Raw genomic sequence first — 15,711 nt, forward strand, 5'->3', positions numbered from 1 at the left:
TGGGACTTTAAATCTGGCAAAACTTTGATTCCCGGCCAAATTCTGGTTATTTTGCGCCTCTTTTGACCAATACAGACGCTGAATTTTTTGACAAGTAAATGGCTTTAATTAACACGATTCGGGAAAAATCAGGCGTAGCGGTGGGCCTTGTGGCCATCGGCATGCTGCTCTTCATTGTGGGCGGCGACCTGGTGGGCGGTAAAAACCGCCTGTTTAACCGCAACGACACCGTGGTAGGCGAAGTGGCCGGCCAAAAGGTGGAGCTTGAAGAATACAATGCCTCTCTGGAGCAAGCCAAGCAAGCCTTCGCGGCCCAGCAGCAGCGCCAGCCCGACGAGCAGGCCCTCGGCTACTTGCGCGACCAGGCCTGGAACCAGACCATCTACCGCCTGGCCTTTCAGCCGGAGTGGGAAAAGCTGGGCCTGACCGTGAGCGACGACGAGCTGTGGGACATGGTGCAGGGCGACAACGTGAACCCCGGCATCAAGCAGGCCTTCACCGACCAGAAAACCGGCCAGTTCGACAAAGCCCGCCTCATCCAGTACCTGCAGAACCTCGACAAGCTGCCCCCCGAAAACCAGGCCGCCTGGCGCAACTTCGAAGCCAACCTGCCCGCTGAGCGCCTGGCCAACAAGTACAACGCCCTGCTGAAAAACTCGGTGTACGTGACCTCGGCCGAAGCCAAGCGCTTCGGGATGAACCAGAACACCAAGGCGGTGGTGAAGTACCTGTTTGTGCCCTATGCCACCATCTCGGACTCGGCCGTGAAGGTGACCGACGAGCAGCTGCAGGCCTACCTCGACAAGAACAAGAGCAAGTACAAAGTAGAAGAAGGCCGCTCGGTGGAATACATCACCATTCCGGTGGTGGCCTCGAAGGAAGACAGCGCAACCGTGAAGAGCCAGATTGCGGAGCTGACCACGCAATTTGCCTCGGCTCCGGTCGACTCACTGTTTGTGATGCAGAACTCGGAGCAGCCCTACAACAAGGCCTTCCGCAGCCCCGCCGACCTGCCCGAGCAGCTGCGCAAGCAACTGCCCCTCTCCACTGGCAAAGTGTATGGCCCCTATGCCGAAGCCGGCACGTACTCGCTGTATAAGGTAACGGGCGTGAGCACCGGCAAAGACGCTGCCGCCCGCGCCAGTCACATCCTCATTAAGCCCGAAGGCACCACGCCCGAAGCCAAAGCCGCCGCGAAGGCCAAGGCCCAGGACATCTTGAACAAAATCAAAGGCGGCGCTGACTTTGCGGCCATGGCCCGTCAGTTCGGCACCGACGGCACCAAAGACCAGGGCGGCGACCTCGGCTGGTTCGGCCAGGGCCGCATGGTGCCCGAGTTCGAGAAAGCCATTTTCGGCGCCACCAGCACTGGCCTGCTGCCCAACGTGGTGGAAACGTCGTTTGGCTACCACGTCATCAAAATCACGGCCGTTCCCACCAAGCAGACCTACCAAGTGGCTGAAGTGAAGAAGACCATTGCCCCGAGCGACGCCACCCGCGACGCGGCCTACGCCCGCGCCCAGGCCCTGAAAGGCCAGGCCACGGACCTGGCCAGTTTCCGCGCCCTGACCACCAAGGACAAGACCCTGGTGAAGCAGGAAGCCAAGAACCTCGACGCTTCGGCCCGCACCGTGAATAACCTGCAAAACGCCCGCGAGATGGTGCGCTGGGCCTTCGGCTTCAACCCGAACGGTGCCAAAACCAACGTAGGCGACGTGTCGGAAGTGTATGAAATGGGCGACCAGTACGTCATTGCGGTCCTCACCGATGAGCGCGCCAAAGGCACCGCCACCGTGGAGAGCCTGCGTCCCGAGCTCACCGCCCTGGTGCGCAACGAGGAGAAGGCCAAGCAAATCATGGCCAAGCTGCCCACCGCCGGCACGCTGGAAGAAATGGCCGCCAAATACGGCCCCACCGCCCAGGTAGGCACCGCCGACAACGTGGTGCTGGGCCAGGGCAGCCTCACCAACGTGGGCTTCGAGCCCCTGGCCGTGGGCAAGGCCTTCGGCCTGAAAACCGGCCAGAAGTCGGCACCCATCCAAGGCGAGCAGGGCGTGCTGGTGGTAGAGCCCCAGACCGTGACCACCGCCCCGGCGCCCGCCGACCTGAAGGCCGTGCAGCAGCAGCTGGCCCAGCAGCGCGCCCAGCAGCAGGACGGCAAGATTTACGAGGCCATCAAGGCCCACGCCAACGTGAAAGACAACCGCGCCAAGTTTTTCTAAGGCGCCCAAACGCTGGGTTGAAAAGGGCCGTACCTTCGGGTGCGGCCCTTTTTCGTTTTTCGGCGTCATTGCCCGAGGCGCCGCAAACTGCCCGGCCACGCCTGGGTCGGCATTGAACGAACGCGCTGGCGCCCAACGTTTGCGTTCAGCGCCAGGCCCTCGGCCACCGAATCCTTCGTCGTAAATTCTATGCGTCCGCATTCCTTCTTCCTTGCTGCTTCCCTGCTGTTGGCGCTGCCGGCGCAGGCGCAGCCCACCAAAACCTGGGGCCCGGTGAGCAGCACCGCGCTGGCGCAGGACTATGCCCGCCGCGGCGAGCACGAGAAGGTGGTGTTTCTGTTCGACAAGCTTCCGGCCGAAGAGCAGGCCAGCCTGGCCGTGTTTCCGGTATACCTGAATTCGCTGCAGGCCCTGAAGCGCTACAAGGACGCCGAAAAAGTGGCCAAGAAAGCCGCGAAGCTGCACCCGGAGGACGCCACGTATGGCGTGGCCCTGGGGGGCGTGTACGCGGCCGCCGGCGATAAATTCGCGGCCGACAAGCAGTGGCAAAAGGTGCTGGCCCAGCTCAACACCGCGCAGGTAGTGCCCGTGGCCACCGAGTTTGGCCGGCGCGAGCTGCCCGAATGGACCGAGCGCACCTACCTGCGCGGCCGCGCCCTGGCCAAAAACGACACGGAATACGCCCCGCAGCTCATCCAGCTCTACACCCAAACCCAGAACCAGCCCCAGGTGCTGGCCGAAACCCTGCACTTGGTGGCACAGGATGAGAAGCAGCTGCCCTTTGTGCGCAACATGCTGCAGAATGCCCTGCGCGACGACAAAGACTTCGACGCGCTGGAGAAGCTGTTGCTGACCGCCACGCAGGAGCACCCCGACCAAGCGGCCTACAGCGAGCTGCTGCTCTGGCTGCAGGTGCAGCGCAAGGATTTTAGCGGGGCGCTGGTGCAGGCCCGGGCCCTTGACCGGCGCAGCAAAGGAGAAGGCCGCCGCGTGATTGAGCTGGCCGCCATTGCGCAGCAGAACAAGGACTACGAAAGCGCCATCGACGGCTACGCCTATGTGGCCAAGGAATACCGCAACGGTCCGTATGGCAATTTTGCCCGCCAGCGTCTGCTGCAAGCGCGCGAAGCGCAGGTAAGCACCACCTACCCCGTCGACGTGGCCAAAGTGCGCGCCCTGGTCACGGAATACGAGCAGTTACTGGCCGAGCTGGGCCGCACCCCCGACACGGCCCCCGTGCTGCGCAACTTGGCCAACCTGTACGCCTTCCAGCTCAACGACCGGCCCAAGGCCATGACCTTGCTGCAGGAAGTCATCGACATGCCGCGGGCCAGCGACGACGTGGTGGACGAGGCCAAAATCACGCAGGGCGACCTGTACCTGCTGAAAGGGGAGCCCTGGGAGGCCACGCTGCTGTACTCGCAGGTGGAAAAGTCGCACAAAGACTCGCCCTTGGGCTACGAAGCCAAGCTGCGCAACGCCCGCCTGAGCTACTACGCCGGCGATTTCAAGCTGGCCCAAAGCCACCTTGACATCCTCAAAGAAGCCACCACCCGCGAGATAGCCAACGACGCCATGCAGCTCTCGCTGCTGATTCAGGACAACACCGTGGAAGACACGCTGGGCCTGGGCCTCAAGGCCTACGCAGCCGTGGAGCAGCTGGTGTTTCAGAACAAGATAAAAGAAGCCATTGCCGGGCTTGACGCCCTGTTGGAGAAGTTTCCCGGCCATTCGCTGTCCGACGATACCTATTACCTCAAGGCCCAGCTGCAGCGCCGCACCGGCGACTTCCCCGGCGCCATCGCCACGCTCGAGCGCATCACCAACAACGTGAAATACGACGTGCTGAGCGACGACGCCCTCTTTCTCATGGCCCGCATTCAGGAAGAAGACCTCAAGGACAAAGGCAAAGCCCAGGAGCTGTACAACCAGGTGATAGTGAAGTACCCCGGCAGTATTTACGTGGCCGAAGCCCGCAAGCGCTTCCGCAAGCTGCGTGGCGACGGGGTGTAATGCCCAAGCACCGTTTGAGCTACTACCCAAAAAACACGAACATCAGCGCAAGCACCAAAATAAACGTGCCATACATCAGCACATCGGTGCCGATGTACTGGCGGTATTTGCGGTAAAGCTCTGGTAGTTTGCTCATGGTCTGCGGCAATGGGGGAGGCGCCGGGCAAAGGTACGCCGCGCCGCTGCGGGCCCGGTTTGGTCGTACTTTTGCAGCCATTTTGACGAAGTATCCGATGCCCATATCCGCTGGTAAGCGCTGGAATTATATCCCCGAAACCGACCCCGCTGCCGCCCTTCGGCTGACGCAGGCCCTCTTCATTGCCCCTGAGATAGCCGCCCTGCTGGTGCAGCGCGGCATCGACACGCCCGCCGCCGCCGCGGCCTTCTTCCACCCCGACCTGCGCCAGCTGCCCAACCCGCTGCTGATGCGCGACATGGACCGCGCCGTGGAACGCCTCACCCGCGCCCACCGCGCAGGCGAGAAGGTGCTGGTGCTGGGCGACTACGACGTGGACGGCATTACCTCCGTGGCCACGGTGATGAGCTACCTCACGCCCTTGTTCGGCGCCGAGCGCCTGCGCGACTACATCCCTGACCGCTACACCGAAGGCTACGGCATCTCGCAGAAAGCCGTCGATTTTGCGGCTGATAACGGCTTTGCCCTCATCGTGGCGCTCGACTGTGGCATCAAGGCCGTGGAGCAGGTGGCCTACGCCAGCAGCCGCGGCGTCGATTTCATCATCTGCGACCACCACCTGCCCGGCGAGGAACTGCCCGCCGCCGTGGCCGTGCTCGACCCCAAGCGTGCCGACTGCGAGTACCCGTACAAGGAGCTTTCCGGCTGCGGCGTGGGCTTCAAGCTGATGCAGGCTTTCGGGGAGCACCTCGGGCTGCCGCAGGAGCCGCTGCACGACCTGCTCGACCTCGTGACGGTGAGCATTGCGGCCGACATTGTGCCCATCACCGGCGAAAACCGCATTCTGGCCGCCCACGGGCTGCGCCGGTTTAATGAAGACGCCCACTTGCTGCGGCCCGGCCTGGCGGCCCTGCGCGAGCTGGCCACCCTGCGCGAGGGCCCGCTGGGCATCAGCAGCCTCATATTCGGCTTCGCGCCGCGCATCAACGCCGCCGGCCGCATGGGCGACGCCCGCCGCGCCGTGGCCATGCTCCTGGCCCCCGACCAGCAGGAAGCCCGCTACACCGCCGAAGTGGTGGACCAAATGAACCAGCAGCGCCGCGGCTCCGACCAGCACACCACCCAGGAAGCGCTGGACATGATTGCGGGCAGCCCCACGCTGCAAAATGCCCACGCCACCGTGCTCTACAAGGCCGACTGGCACCAGGGCGTGCTCGGCATCGTAGCCTCGCGCTGCCTGGACCAGTATTACCGCCCTACCGTCATCCTGACGCAGCGCGACGGCAAAGCCACCGGCTCGGCCCGCTCCGTGGCCGGCTTCGACGTGCACGAGGCCCTGGAGGCCTGCGCGCCACTGCTCGACCAGTTTGGCGGGCACCGCGCCGCCGCTGGCCTCACGCTGAAGGTCGAAAACGTGCCTGCCTTCCAGCGCCGCTTCGAGGAGGTGGTGGCCGGCACCCTCACCACCGAGCACCTGGTGCGGCCGGTGGAAGTGGCGGCCGTGTTGCCCATTGGCCGCATCAACGAAGAATTCTTCGCCGAGCTGCGGCGCATGGAGCCCTTCGGCCCCGGCAATCCCAACCCGGTGTTCGCCTCGCAGCGCCTCGTGGCCGTGCCGCACAGCGCCCGCGTGGTGGGCCAGGGCCACCTCAAGCTGCGCCTGGCTTCGGCCGACGCCCAGGGCCCGGCCGTGGATGCCATCGGTTTCGGCCTGGCCGACTACCTGCCCCAGATTGAGCAGGGCCAGCCCTTCAGCGCCTGCTACACGGTGGAGCTGAACGAGTACCGCGGCCAGCGCAGCGTGCAGCTGCGCCTGCTCGACGTGCGCTGGGAGTAGCCCGGGGCCGGCGGCTAGTCGGCCGTAGGCAGGGCCCGGAAATAGTAAAACGTCTTCTTGGTGGCCAGCGCCAGCGTGGGCTGGGCCATGTGCATCAAATAGTCGCCGCGCACAAACAGCCACCGCGAGTTGGGCAGGCTGAGGTCCTGCGGGTATTCGCGCAGCTCCAAGCGCGTGAGTACGTGGTTTTCGCGGCGTTCAATCAGGGTTTGGCGGCCCTTCGCGTCGTAGAATACCACCTTCTCCAGCTCCACGCCGAAGCGCCGCTTGATGGTTTGAGTTTTGACGACGCCGGCCCCGGCCGGGGTGCTCACGCCGGAATAGAACGACGACACGCCCTTAGCCTTGGCGTAGGCCTGCACGCGGCGGTGGGCACTGCCGAGCGAGCCCTGCGAAGACTTAAAAAAGCCCATGCGGCTTTCGGCTTCGCTGCGCACGGTGGCCACGCGGCGCATCAGCGAGTCGTGAGCGGCGGTGTAGCGGGCGGCCTGGTCGGGGGTGAGGTTTGAAGCTGCCGGTTGGGAGGTGGTTTGGGCGCAGGCCCAGGCCGAGCTGCCCAGCAGCAGGCCGGTCAGCAAAAGTTTGCTGGTCATAAAAAATAGGTTGGTAGAAAACGGGCGCAAGCTACTGTGCGCTGGCTTATCGCATGGCCCGCCACACCCACCACAGCAGTGGCAGCTGCAACGGCAGCCGCCCCCAGGCCACCCAGCCGGGAATGCCGAGCTTCTCGTGGATGAGGGCCATGTACACATTGGCCGGAAACACCGCGACCAGCAGCGCCAACAGCCCCCAGCCGGCCAGCTTGCGCGTAGGACCGAACAGCAGCCCCAGTCCACCCAGAATTTCAAATGCCCCACTCGCGTACACCAGCGCCAAGGGCTGCGGCAACTGCGGCGGCATGATGGCCAGGTAAGTGGCCGGGTGGATAAAGTGCCAAAAGCCAGCGGCCGTAAACAGCAGGGCCAGGGCAACGCGACTGAGCAGGCGAAGGGACATGAGACGGCAAAAGTGCGGCAGAAAAGCTGCCCCCGAGCCTCAGTGGTTTATACTGAAAATGCCGCGTTGCGGAAGAATCTTTTGGCCTGCAGCGGTTGTCATAGGCAAGGCGGGCCGACGGGACGACCTGCCTTGCCTAACGCCCGTTAGGGTCGTACTTTTGTGTCAATAAATAATCATTCCCACCACGCCCATGCAAACCGCCACGTCCTCTAACATTTACCAACTTTCCGAAGAGCAGCTCGCCGTGCGCGACGCCGCCCGCGACTTTGCTCAGAGCGAGCTGTGGGCCGGCGTCATTGAGCGCGACGAGCACCAGAAATTCCCCGCCGAGCAGGTGAAGAAGATGGGCGAGCTGGGCTTCATGGGCATGATGGTGAGCCCCGAATACGGCGGCTCCGGCCTCGACACCGTGAGCTACGTGCTGGCCATGGAAGAAATCTCGAAGGTCGACGCCTCCTGCTCGGTCATCATGAGCGTGAACAACTCGCTGGTGTGCTGGGGCCTGGAGAAATACGGCACCGAAGAGCAGAAGCGCAAGTACCTGCCCCGCCTGTGCTCGGGCGAAATCATCGGCGCCTTCGCCCTCTCGGAACCCGAAGCCGGCTCCGACGCCACCAGCCAGCGCACCACCGCCGAAGACAAAGGCGACCACTACCTGCTGAACGGCACCAAAAACTGGATTACCAACGGCACCACCGCCTCGGTGTACCTCGTCATTGCCCAAACCAACCCCGAGCTGAAGTCGCGCGGCATCAACGTGCTGATTGTGGACAAGGACATGCCCGGCTTCGTGCAGGGCCCGAAAGAGAACAAGCTCGGCATCCGCGGCTCCGACACCTGCTCGCTGATGTTCACCGACGTGAAAGTGCCCAAGGAAAACCGCATCGGCGACGACGGCTTCGGCTTCAAGTTCGCCATGCAGGTGCTGGCCGGCGGCCGCATCGGCATTGCGGCGCAGGCCCTGGGCATTGCCTCGGGCTCGCTGGAACTGAGCCTGAAGTACGCCAAGGAGCGCAAAGCTTTCGGCGTGCCCATTTCGCAGCATCAGGCCATCCAATTCAAGCTCGCCGACATGGCCACCAACGTGGACGCCGCCCGCCTGCTCTGCCTGCAAGCCGCCGCCGACAAAGACGCCGGCCAGGACTACGGCAAGTCGGGCGCCATGGCCAAGCTCTTCGCCTCGAAAGTGGCGATGGACGCGGCCGTGGAAGCCGTCCAGATTCACGGCGGCTACGGGTTTGTGAAGGAGTACCACGTGGAGCGCCTGATGCGCGACGCCAAGATTACCCAGATTTACGAGGGTACTTCTGAAATTCAGAAAATTGTGATTTCGCGGGATATCCTCAAGTAAACCGCGAATTGCCTAAAATTCAGATTCATTGCACAAAACCCAGCCACTTTTTGGCTGGGTTTTTAGTTTTTGTGAATTTCAAGGTGTTATCTTGCACTGCGGTAGCCGCACATCCGGTCCAGCCGCTCCCTAAATCCGCCGCTTTGGCACCTTGAATTATGGAAGATTACAATAAAGTCATCGAATCGTTGGGCGTGCGCTACATCAAAGCGAAGAACCTGGTGTTGCACCAGCCTTTCACCGTGCGCAATTCCTACGACGTCGGCAATAACCTCATCCTGCTGCACAAAGGCCACATCACGTTTGGCGAGGAAGAGATGGTAGTGGAGGAGGGTGAAATGCTGTTCATTCCCGGTGGCCGCCCCACCCGCGTAAGCTACGGCCAAGACCCCAAAGGCCGCGTCATCACCAACGACGACCTCATCACTAATAAGGACAAGTTCTTTCATTCCAACGACAACCTCGACCTCATCGGCGAAGCCGACGAAAGCCACAGCTTCGTGAGCTTCGAGGCCAAGGTGTTTGATTCGGTTAACTTCTTCGCCTCGCTCGACGTGCCGGCCTTCCTCATCTCGGGGCAGCCCAAGCTGGCCAACCTCGTGATTAAGGTGGTAGAGGAGAGCATTCAGGACCTGCCCGGCCGCGAGCGCCTCATCAACATCTACACCGAAAACATCGTGGTGGAAGTGGTGCGCTACGTGCTGCGCAACAACATGTTTGTGGAGCAACTGGCCACCAACAGCACCTACTTCAAAGACCCGCGTCTGATTGACCTGTTCAACTACATCAAGGAGAACCTGGGCGGCGACCTCTCGAACAAAGTCCTCTCGGGCGTGGCCAACGTGAGCGAGGACTACGTGGGCCAGTACTTCAAGATGCTGACCAACATCAACCCGCAGGACTACATCGAGTACCAGCGCATGGAGCGCGCCGTGTTCCTGCTGCGCACCACCAAGAAAAGCATCCGCGACATCGGCAAGGAAGTGGGCTACAAAGACACGGCTTACTTCTGCCGCCGCTTTAAGATGATGTTCGGCATCCCGGCCGGCAAGATGCGCCGCCGCGAGTCGGCCATGAACATCTAAGCCGAGTGGCCAACGTGCATTCGGCACAACCAAAAAGCCCCGCTTCGTATCGAAGCGGGGCTTTTTGGTTACTCAGCAAACGAGCAGCTTATTCGATGCTACGGAAGTTGTCGTCGGTGCGGCTGCTTTCCGAGGTGCGGGAGCCGTAGTCGCCGCCGGCAGCGGAAGACGACGAGCCGAAGCCCGAGCCGCTGTCCGAACGGCCGCCACCTAAGATGCCGGTGTTGCCGCTGGCGCTGCTGCGGCTGGAACCAGCCGAACTGTTGTCGTAGCGGTTGCCGCTAGTGTAGCCAGAGCCGCTGCCGCCATAGCGGCTACCGCTGTTGCCGTAGGGCGAGCCGCTGTCGGAGCGGCTGGCCGTGCCCGAGGCCGAGCGACGGCTCGTGGACGCGTCGGGGGCCTGGTAGCCGTAGCTGCGGCGGCCGTAGCTGCCGCTGCTTTGGCGGCCGTAGTTATAAGAAGACGAAGAAGAGTCAGACGACTTGCCTTTGCGCAGGGCCAGCCAGCCCAGGCCGGCGGCCAGAATGGCGCCGCCCACTACTTTTTGGGTGGTGCTGAGCTCGCCCACGCGCGACAGTGCCCGCGAGCCCCAGTCTTTCACGCCTTGCGGCAGCTGGTTCACGCTGTCGAGCACGCCCGAATCCTGAATCCATTTTTTGCCGCTTTCCATGGCCGTGTCGAGCAGGTTGTTTTGCTCGCCGTTGGTCTGCTGGCCCTCGCCCTGGCGCTCGGCGCCGGCGTTGGCCGAGGTTTGGCCCGATGCGTTGGGAGTAGCCGAGCTGTTCTGGGCGCTGGGGTTGCTGCGGCTAGTGGTCGTTTTGCGGCTATTGGCGCCCGCGGTGGCGTCGTTGCCGAGGCCGGTGCTGCCGGTGCTGTTGCCGGCGTTCTGGTTGCGCACGTCGTCGCCCGCCATCGGCGAGCCCGGTTGATTGGGTTGGTTATCCATGGTGAAAGGAAGGAAATGTGGAGGTGGAAATGGAAAGGAAAAGCTAACCGCAGCCGGAGGGCTACGGGGGCTTTTATTCGTAAGACCTCCGGGATAAGTTGCGTTAGCACTCAATCTTTTGGCCAGCCAAGCCCGCGTCTACGGGCCCGCGCGGTGCCCGCCGCTGGCTAGGGCCGGGTGGCGTGCCGGGGCAATGGCCGCAGCACGTGGGCGGGGTCGGCCAGCACCACGCGGCGGGCTTCTTCGCGGGCTTCTACCTCATACTTGTTGTGGAAGTAGCCCACCCGCGCCGATTCCACGAGGTATTTCCAGAGGAAGCGCACCAAGCCGTGTTCCCGGTATTGGCGCAGGTGCACGGCTTCGTGGGCCACCCATTCGGCGTCGGCCAGAAACTCTTCGCGGGTGGCGCCGCTCAGGTGCACCGTTTGGCCCACCACCATGGCCACACGAGGGGCACGCAGCACCAGTCGGGCAACGCGGGCGAGGGGAGAACGTGTCCAGGTCCGGAGATTTTGCATAAAGCAAGATAGCGAAATAGTGAAGCCGCGCTATTACGGCAAAGGGAAAGGCATGGTTGCAAGAGGAAAGAACATTATTCGGTTAATAAATTATATTTAACAAAGAAAAATTGAATTTTTTTCACAAAAAGTGCTGAGCTTATCAAAAGTTTAGGTTAGCTTTACCCAACGACCAATTTTAAAGGGAATATAATTTTCCCGGTCCGACTGCCTTTTCACTTCTTTTCATCCGGCCCAACACGGCTTCGCCTATCGCCTAAGAAAACTACTAGCCCGGCTCTTTTTGCGCCTTTGCAGAAACCCGGATTTGTGCTCCCAACCCCTAACGACGGACAATGAAACATAGCATTCTGTATTGCCTCGCCGCTGGCTCCCTGGCCCTCTCTTTCTTCTTCGAACGTGCTCCCGATGCTTCGGCCACGGCTCGTGCCACCGCGGCACCGGTCGTAGCCGAAGCATCGCTGCTTCCGACCCTGACGATGAGCGAGCCCATTAAACCCGCCTGCACGCCCGCCAATACGCCCGTAGAAAAGCCCGCCGCGCCCACCGCCGCCGAACTGGCCGCCTCGCGCGACTCGCTGGCCTACCACTACTATGCCCAAACCCTGGGCCTGCGCCTGGCGTTCGACGAGAACAAGGACCTGCTCCGCACCGTGACCGACTGGATTGGGACGCCCTATTCGTATGGCAGCAACTCGCGCAAAGGCACCGACTGCTCCGGCTTCGTGACGCGCGTGTTCCGGGAGGTCTACGGCATCAACCTGGTGCACTCGTCGCGCGCCATGTTCAGCACCACCAAGCGGGTGGCCAAGGCCGAGATGGAAACCGGCGACTTGGTGTTTTTCCGCCGGGGCAAAGGTCCGATTTACCACGTAGGCATCTACCTGAAAGACGGCAAGTTTGCCCACTCCGCCACCAACGGCGGCGTGATGGTGAGCTCCCTGAACCAGCCGTACTACCACCGCAATTTTTACGCTGCCGGCCGCGTGCGCGCCGCCGAGGCCGACGCTACGGACAATTAATTCTTGCCCAACCGACTTGTAAGGCACCGCGCCCGGCCCCACGGCCGGGCGCTTTTTTTGGGCGTTGGCCGAGAGATTGGTGCCGTTGGCGGAGCGGGCATTGCAGCTTAATGAAAGAAAGTAGATATTGTAGTTAAACCCGCGCTGCGCTTGCAGGTCTATGCTAAACCATTGGGTGATAAGAAAAAGCTGTTGAGTCATCACAGGACCCGACGAGTTTTTTGGGCTTCACATTCACGCGCCTGCTTATGAATCGTAGACTTTTCCTCCAACGAAACGCCGCCGTTCTCAAGACTCCAACTGCAGCGGCAGCGACGCCTACGGCCGCCACGGCCGCGCAAGACCCGCCCGAAAAGGTGAGCCGCTACGCCAACAAGGTGCTGCCCACGGGCCTGTCGCGGGCTACGAGCACGCTGGTGCCCTACGCCGGCCCGTGGGGCTACGAGCAGGCCGCACACCTGCTGCGGCGCACCCTGTTCGGCCCGACGCGCCCCGAAATTCAGGCAGCGGCGGCTTCCAGCTTGTCGGCCGTGCTCAACGGCTTGCTCACGGCGCCCGCCGCGCCGGCCCCGCCCGTGAACGTGTCGACCACCGACACGAGCGTTCCCATTGGCCAGACGTGGACGGCGGAAGTATTTGACCAAAACTTCGAGGGCGTGCGCCGCGCCTCGTTGCGCGACTGGTGGCTGGGGCAGCTGCTGGGCCAGGGCGCCTCGCTGGCCGAGAAGATGACGCTCTTTTGGCACAACCACTTTGTGGTGGAGCTGGGCGACATCAACGACGCCCGCATGGGCTACGAGTACTGCCGGCTGCTGCGCCAGCACGCTCTGGGCAACGTGAAGCAGCTGGCCAAGGACGTGACCGTCACGCCGGCCATGCTGCGCTACCTCAACGGCAACCAGAGCACCGCCGGCGCGCCCAACGAAAACTACGGCCGCGAGCTGCTGGAGCTGTTTACCGTGGGCAAGGGCCCGCTGATAGCGCCCGGCAACTACACCAACTACACCGAGGCCGACGTGCAGGCCGCCGCCAAAGTCCTCACCGGCTGGCGCGACCAGGCCGCGCCGGTGGGCAGCTACTTTACCGCCAGCCGGCACGACGGCACCACCAAGGTGTTCTCGTCCTGCTTCGGCAACGCCCGCATCGCGCCCAACGGCGCCAGCGAATACCTCGACCTGGTGAACCTGATATTTCAGCAGGCCGAGACGGCGCGGTTTCTGGTGCGCAAGCTCTACCGTTGGTTTGTGTACTATGTGATTGATGCGCAGGTGGAAACCGACATCATTCAGCCCTTGGCCACGCTGCTGATTCAGAACAACTACGAGGTGGCGCCGGTGCTGCGCGCCCTGCTCAGCTCCGAGCATTTCTTCGACGTGCTGAACATGGGCTGCCTCATCAAAAGCCCGCTCGATTTCACGGTGGGGCTGTGCCGGCAGATGCAGATAGCGTTTCCGGCGGCCAGCGCCGGCGTGGTGGCCCAATACGGCATGTGGAACTACCTCAACGGCGTGGTGGCCCTGCAGCAGCAAACCCTCGGCGACCCGCCCAACGTGGCCGGCTGGGCCGCCTATTACCAAACCCCGCAGTTCCACGAGCTGTGGATAAACGCCGTGACGCTGCCGCGCCGCAACCAGATTACGGACCTGCTCATCGGCAACGGCTACACGCGCAACGGCGTCAAGATTGTGATTGACCCGCTGGCGCTCACGCTGGCCATGCCCGCGGCCACGGCTTCGGACTGCAACTTGCTCATTGCCGAGTTTGTGCGGCTGATGGTGCCCATTCCGCTGACGGCCAACCAGCTCACGTTCCTGAAAAACGCCTTGCTGCCCGGCCTGCCCGACTTCGAGTGGACCGTGGAGTGGCAGCAGTACCTGGCCGCGCCCACCAACACCGCCAAGAAAGCCGCCGTGACCACCAAGCTGCAAGCCATGCTGCGCGCGCTGATGGGCCTGGCCGAATACCATTTGTCTTAACGCCAACGGCCTACTCTCTATGAAGCGTCGCGACTTTTTACAGACCACGGCCGCTGCTGCGGCCGGCACCGCCCTGCTGAGCGGCATGCCCATTGGCGCCTACGGGTATTCGCCGCAGCTGGCGGCCCTCACCAACGCCACCACGCAGTCGGACAAGGTATTGGTTATCATCCAGCTGCAGGGCGGCAATGATGGCCTGAACATGATAATTCCGCTGGACCAGTACCCGGCCCTGATGGCGGCGCGCGGCAACATTGCCCTGCCCCAGACGTCGGTGCTGCCGCTCACCACGGCCACGGGCATTCACCCAGCCATGGCGGCGCTGCACAACCTCTACCAGAACGGGCAGGTGGGCGTGGTGCAAAGCGTGGGCTACCCCAACCCCAACTTCTCGCACTTCCGGGCCACCGACATCTGGACGTCGGGCTCCGACTCGAACGTGACGCTGACCACGGGCTGGGCCGGCCGCTACCTCGACGGCGAATACCCCGGCTTCCCCACGGGTTTCCCCAACGCGCAGAACCCCGACCCGCTGGCCATCAGCATCGGCTCGGTGGTGAGCAACTGCGTGCAGGGCCCGAGCGTGAACATGGGCATGGCCATTGCCAGCACCACGTCGTTTCTGCAGCTGCTGAGCGGTGGCGTCGACGCCGCCCCCAACACGCCGGCCGGGCACGAGCTCATGTTCATCCGGCAGGTGGTGAGCCAGACGCAGGTGTATACCTCGGCCATTCAGGCGGCGGCGGCGCGTGCGCAGACGCTCTCGCCCTTGTACCCCGCCGCTGGCCAGAACTCCTTGGCCGACCAGCTCAAAATTGTGGCCCAGCTCGTATCGGGCGGGCTGCAAACGCGCATTTACGTGTGCACCCTGGGCGGCTTCGATACCCACACCCTGCAGGTGCCCGCCACGGGCAGCACCACCACCGGCACCCACGCCACGCTGCTGGGCAAGATTGCCGAGGCCGTGAACGCCTTTCAGGACGACCTGCGGCGGCACTCGGTGCAGGACCGGGTGGTGGGCCTCACGTTCTCGGAGTTCGGGCGGCGCATCAAGTCCAATTCCGGCAATGGCACCGACCACGGCTCGGCGGCCCCGCTGCTGGTGTTCGGCACTAAGGTGAACCCCATGGTGCACGGCCCCAACCCCACGCTGCCGGCCAACGCCGGCGTGAACGACAACGTGGCCATGCAGTTCGACTTCCGCAGCATTTACACCAGCATCCTGCAAGACTGGTTCCAGGTGACGCCGGCCACGCTCACGCAGCTGTTTGGGCGCAGCTTTCCCTACGTGCCGGTGCTGCGGCCCGGTGCCCTGCTGGCCACCGCCGGCCCGGCCGAAGTGGCCGACTTTACGGTGTATCCAAACCCGGCCCCGCGCGACGGCCGCACGACCGTGGCCTACGACAGCGCCGGCGGCCACGTGCAGGTGGTGCTGCTCGACACGCTGGGCCGCGAGGTGCGCCGCGCCGTGGACCGCGAACTGCCCCGCGGCGCCCAGCAACTTCCCCTCGACCTGAGCGGGCTGGCCGCTGGCGCCTACTACTGCCAGGTGCGCGAAGCCCGTCGCACCGGCTCGCGCATCGTGGTGGTGGAGTAAGCAGGCTAA

At 63.2% G+C, this 15,711-nt stretch carries 12 protein-coding genes; 8 read left to right on the forward strand and 4 right to left on the reverse strand.

Annotated features, from left to right (window positions below):
* Positions 1-98 precede the first annotated feature (98 nt).
* The 3 genes from IC234_RS15550 (at position 99) to recJ (ending at position 6,208) form a co-directional block, all read left to right on the forward strand.
* Positions 99-2,222 (forward strand): SurA N-terminal domain-containing protein, encoded by a 2,124-nt coding sequence (locus tag IC234_RS15550; protein WP_190926328.1) that lies wholly within the window; start codon positions 99-101, stop codon positions 2,220-2,222.
* Between the two features lie 189 nt (positions 2,223-2,411).
* Positions 2,412-4,235, forward strand: a complete 1,824-nt coding sequence (locus IC234_RS15555; RefSeq protein ID WP_190926330.1) for a tetratricopeptide repeat protein — start codon at positions 2,412-2,414, stop codon at positions 4,233-4,235.
* A gap of 233 nt (positions 4,236-4,468) precedes the next feature.
* Positions 4,469-6,208: a single-stranded-DNA-specific exonuclease RecJ gene (gene recJ / locus IC234_RS15560; protein WP_190926332.1), complete on the forward strand. Its 1,740-nt coding sequence runs from the start codon at positions 4,469-4,471 to the stop codon at positions 6,206-6,208.
* A gap of 14 nt (positions 6,209-6,222) precedes the next feature.
* On the opposite strand, the gene IC234_RS15565 is transcribed toward recJ, so the two are convergent.
* A complete protein-coding gene (locus tag IC234_RS15565; protein ID WP_190926334.1) occupies positions 6,223-6,801 on the reverse strand; it encodes a hypothetical protein in 579 nt (192 codons plus the stop codon).
* Positions 6,802-6,847: 46 nt separating this feature from the next.
* Positions 6,848-7,204, reverse strand: a complete 357-nt coding sequence (locus IC234_RS15570; protein ID WP_190926336.1) for a DoxX family protein — start codon at positions 7,202-7,204, stop codon at positions 6,848-6,850.
* A gap of 193 nt (positions 7,205-7,397) precedes the next feature.
* Between IC234_RS15570 and IC234_RS15575 the strand changes: the two genes are divergently transcribed.
* Positions 7,398-8,558: an acyl-CoA dehydrogenase gene (locus tag IC234_RS15575; protein ID WP_190926338.1), complete on the forward strand. Its 1,161-nt coding sequence runs from the start codon at positions 7,398-7,400 to the stop codon at positions 8,556-8,558.
* Between the two features lie 158 nt (positions 8,559-8,716).
* Positions 8,717-9,643: a helix-turn-helix domain-containing protein gene (locus IC234_RS15580; RefSeq protein WP_190926340.1), complete on the forward strand. Its 927-nt coding sequence runs from the start codon at positions 8,717-8,719 to the stop codon at positions 9,641-9,643.
* Between the two features lie 88 nt (positions 9,644-9,731).
* Here IC234_RS15580 and IC234_RS15585 read toward each other — a convergent pair whose 3' ends face one another.
* Both IC234_RS15585 and IC234_RS15590 read right to left on the reverse strand, forming a co-directional pair.
* Positions 9,732-10,589, reverse strand: a complete 858-nt coding sequence (locus IC234_RS15585) for a hypothetical protein (protein ID WP_190926342.1) — start codon at positions 10,587-10,589, stop codon at positions 9,732-9,734.
* Between the two features lie 167 nt (positions 10,590-10,756).
* Entirely contained in the window at positions 10,757-11,107 is a 351-nt protein-coding gene (locus IC234_RS15590; RefSeq protein WP_190926344.1) for a DUF4157 domain-containing protein, read from the reverse strand.
* A gap of 335 nt (positions 11,108-11,442) precedes the next feature.
* Here IC234_RS15590 and IC234_RS15595 point away from each other — a divergent pair, with 335 nt between their 5' ends.
* The 3 genes from IC234_RS15595 to IC234_RS15605 all read left to right on the forward strand — a co-directional run bounded on the left by IC234_RS15595 (position 11,443) and on the right by IC234_RS15605 (position 15,702).
* Entirely contained in the window at positions 11,443-12,129 is a 687-nt protein-coding gene (locus IC234_RS15595; RefSeq protein WP_190926346.1) for a C40 family peptidase, read from the forward strand.
* A gap of 248 nt (positions 12,130-12,377) precedes the next feature.
* Positions 12,378-14,105 (forward strand): DUF1800 domain-containing protein, encoded by a 1,728-nt coding sequence (locus tag IC234_RS15600; RefSeq protein ID WP_190926348.1) that lies wholly within the window; start codon positions 12,378-12,380, stop codon positions 14,103-14,105.
* A gap of 19 nt (positions 14,106-14,124) precedes the next feature.
* Complete coding sequence (locus tag IC234_RS15605) at positions 14,125-15,702, forward strand: DUF1501 domain-containing protein (protein ID WP_190926350.1); 1,578 nt, start codon at positions 14,125-14,127, stop codon at positions 15,700-15,702.
* Positions 15,703-15,711: the final 9 nt, after the last annotated feature.

The sequence above is a fragment of the Hymenobacter armeniacus genome (genome assembly GCF_014699055.1).
Lineage (GTDB): Bacteria > Bacteroidota > Bacteroidia > Cytophagales > Hymenobacteraceae > Hymenobacter > Hymenobacter armeniacus.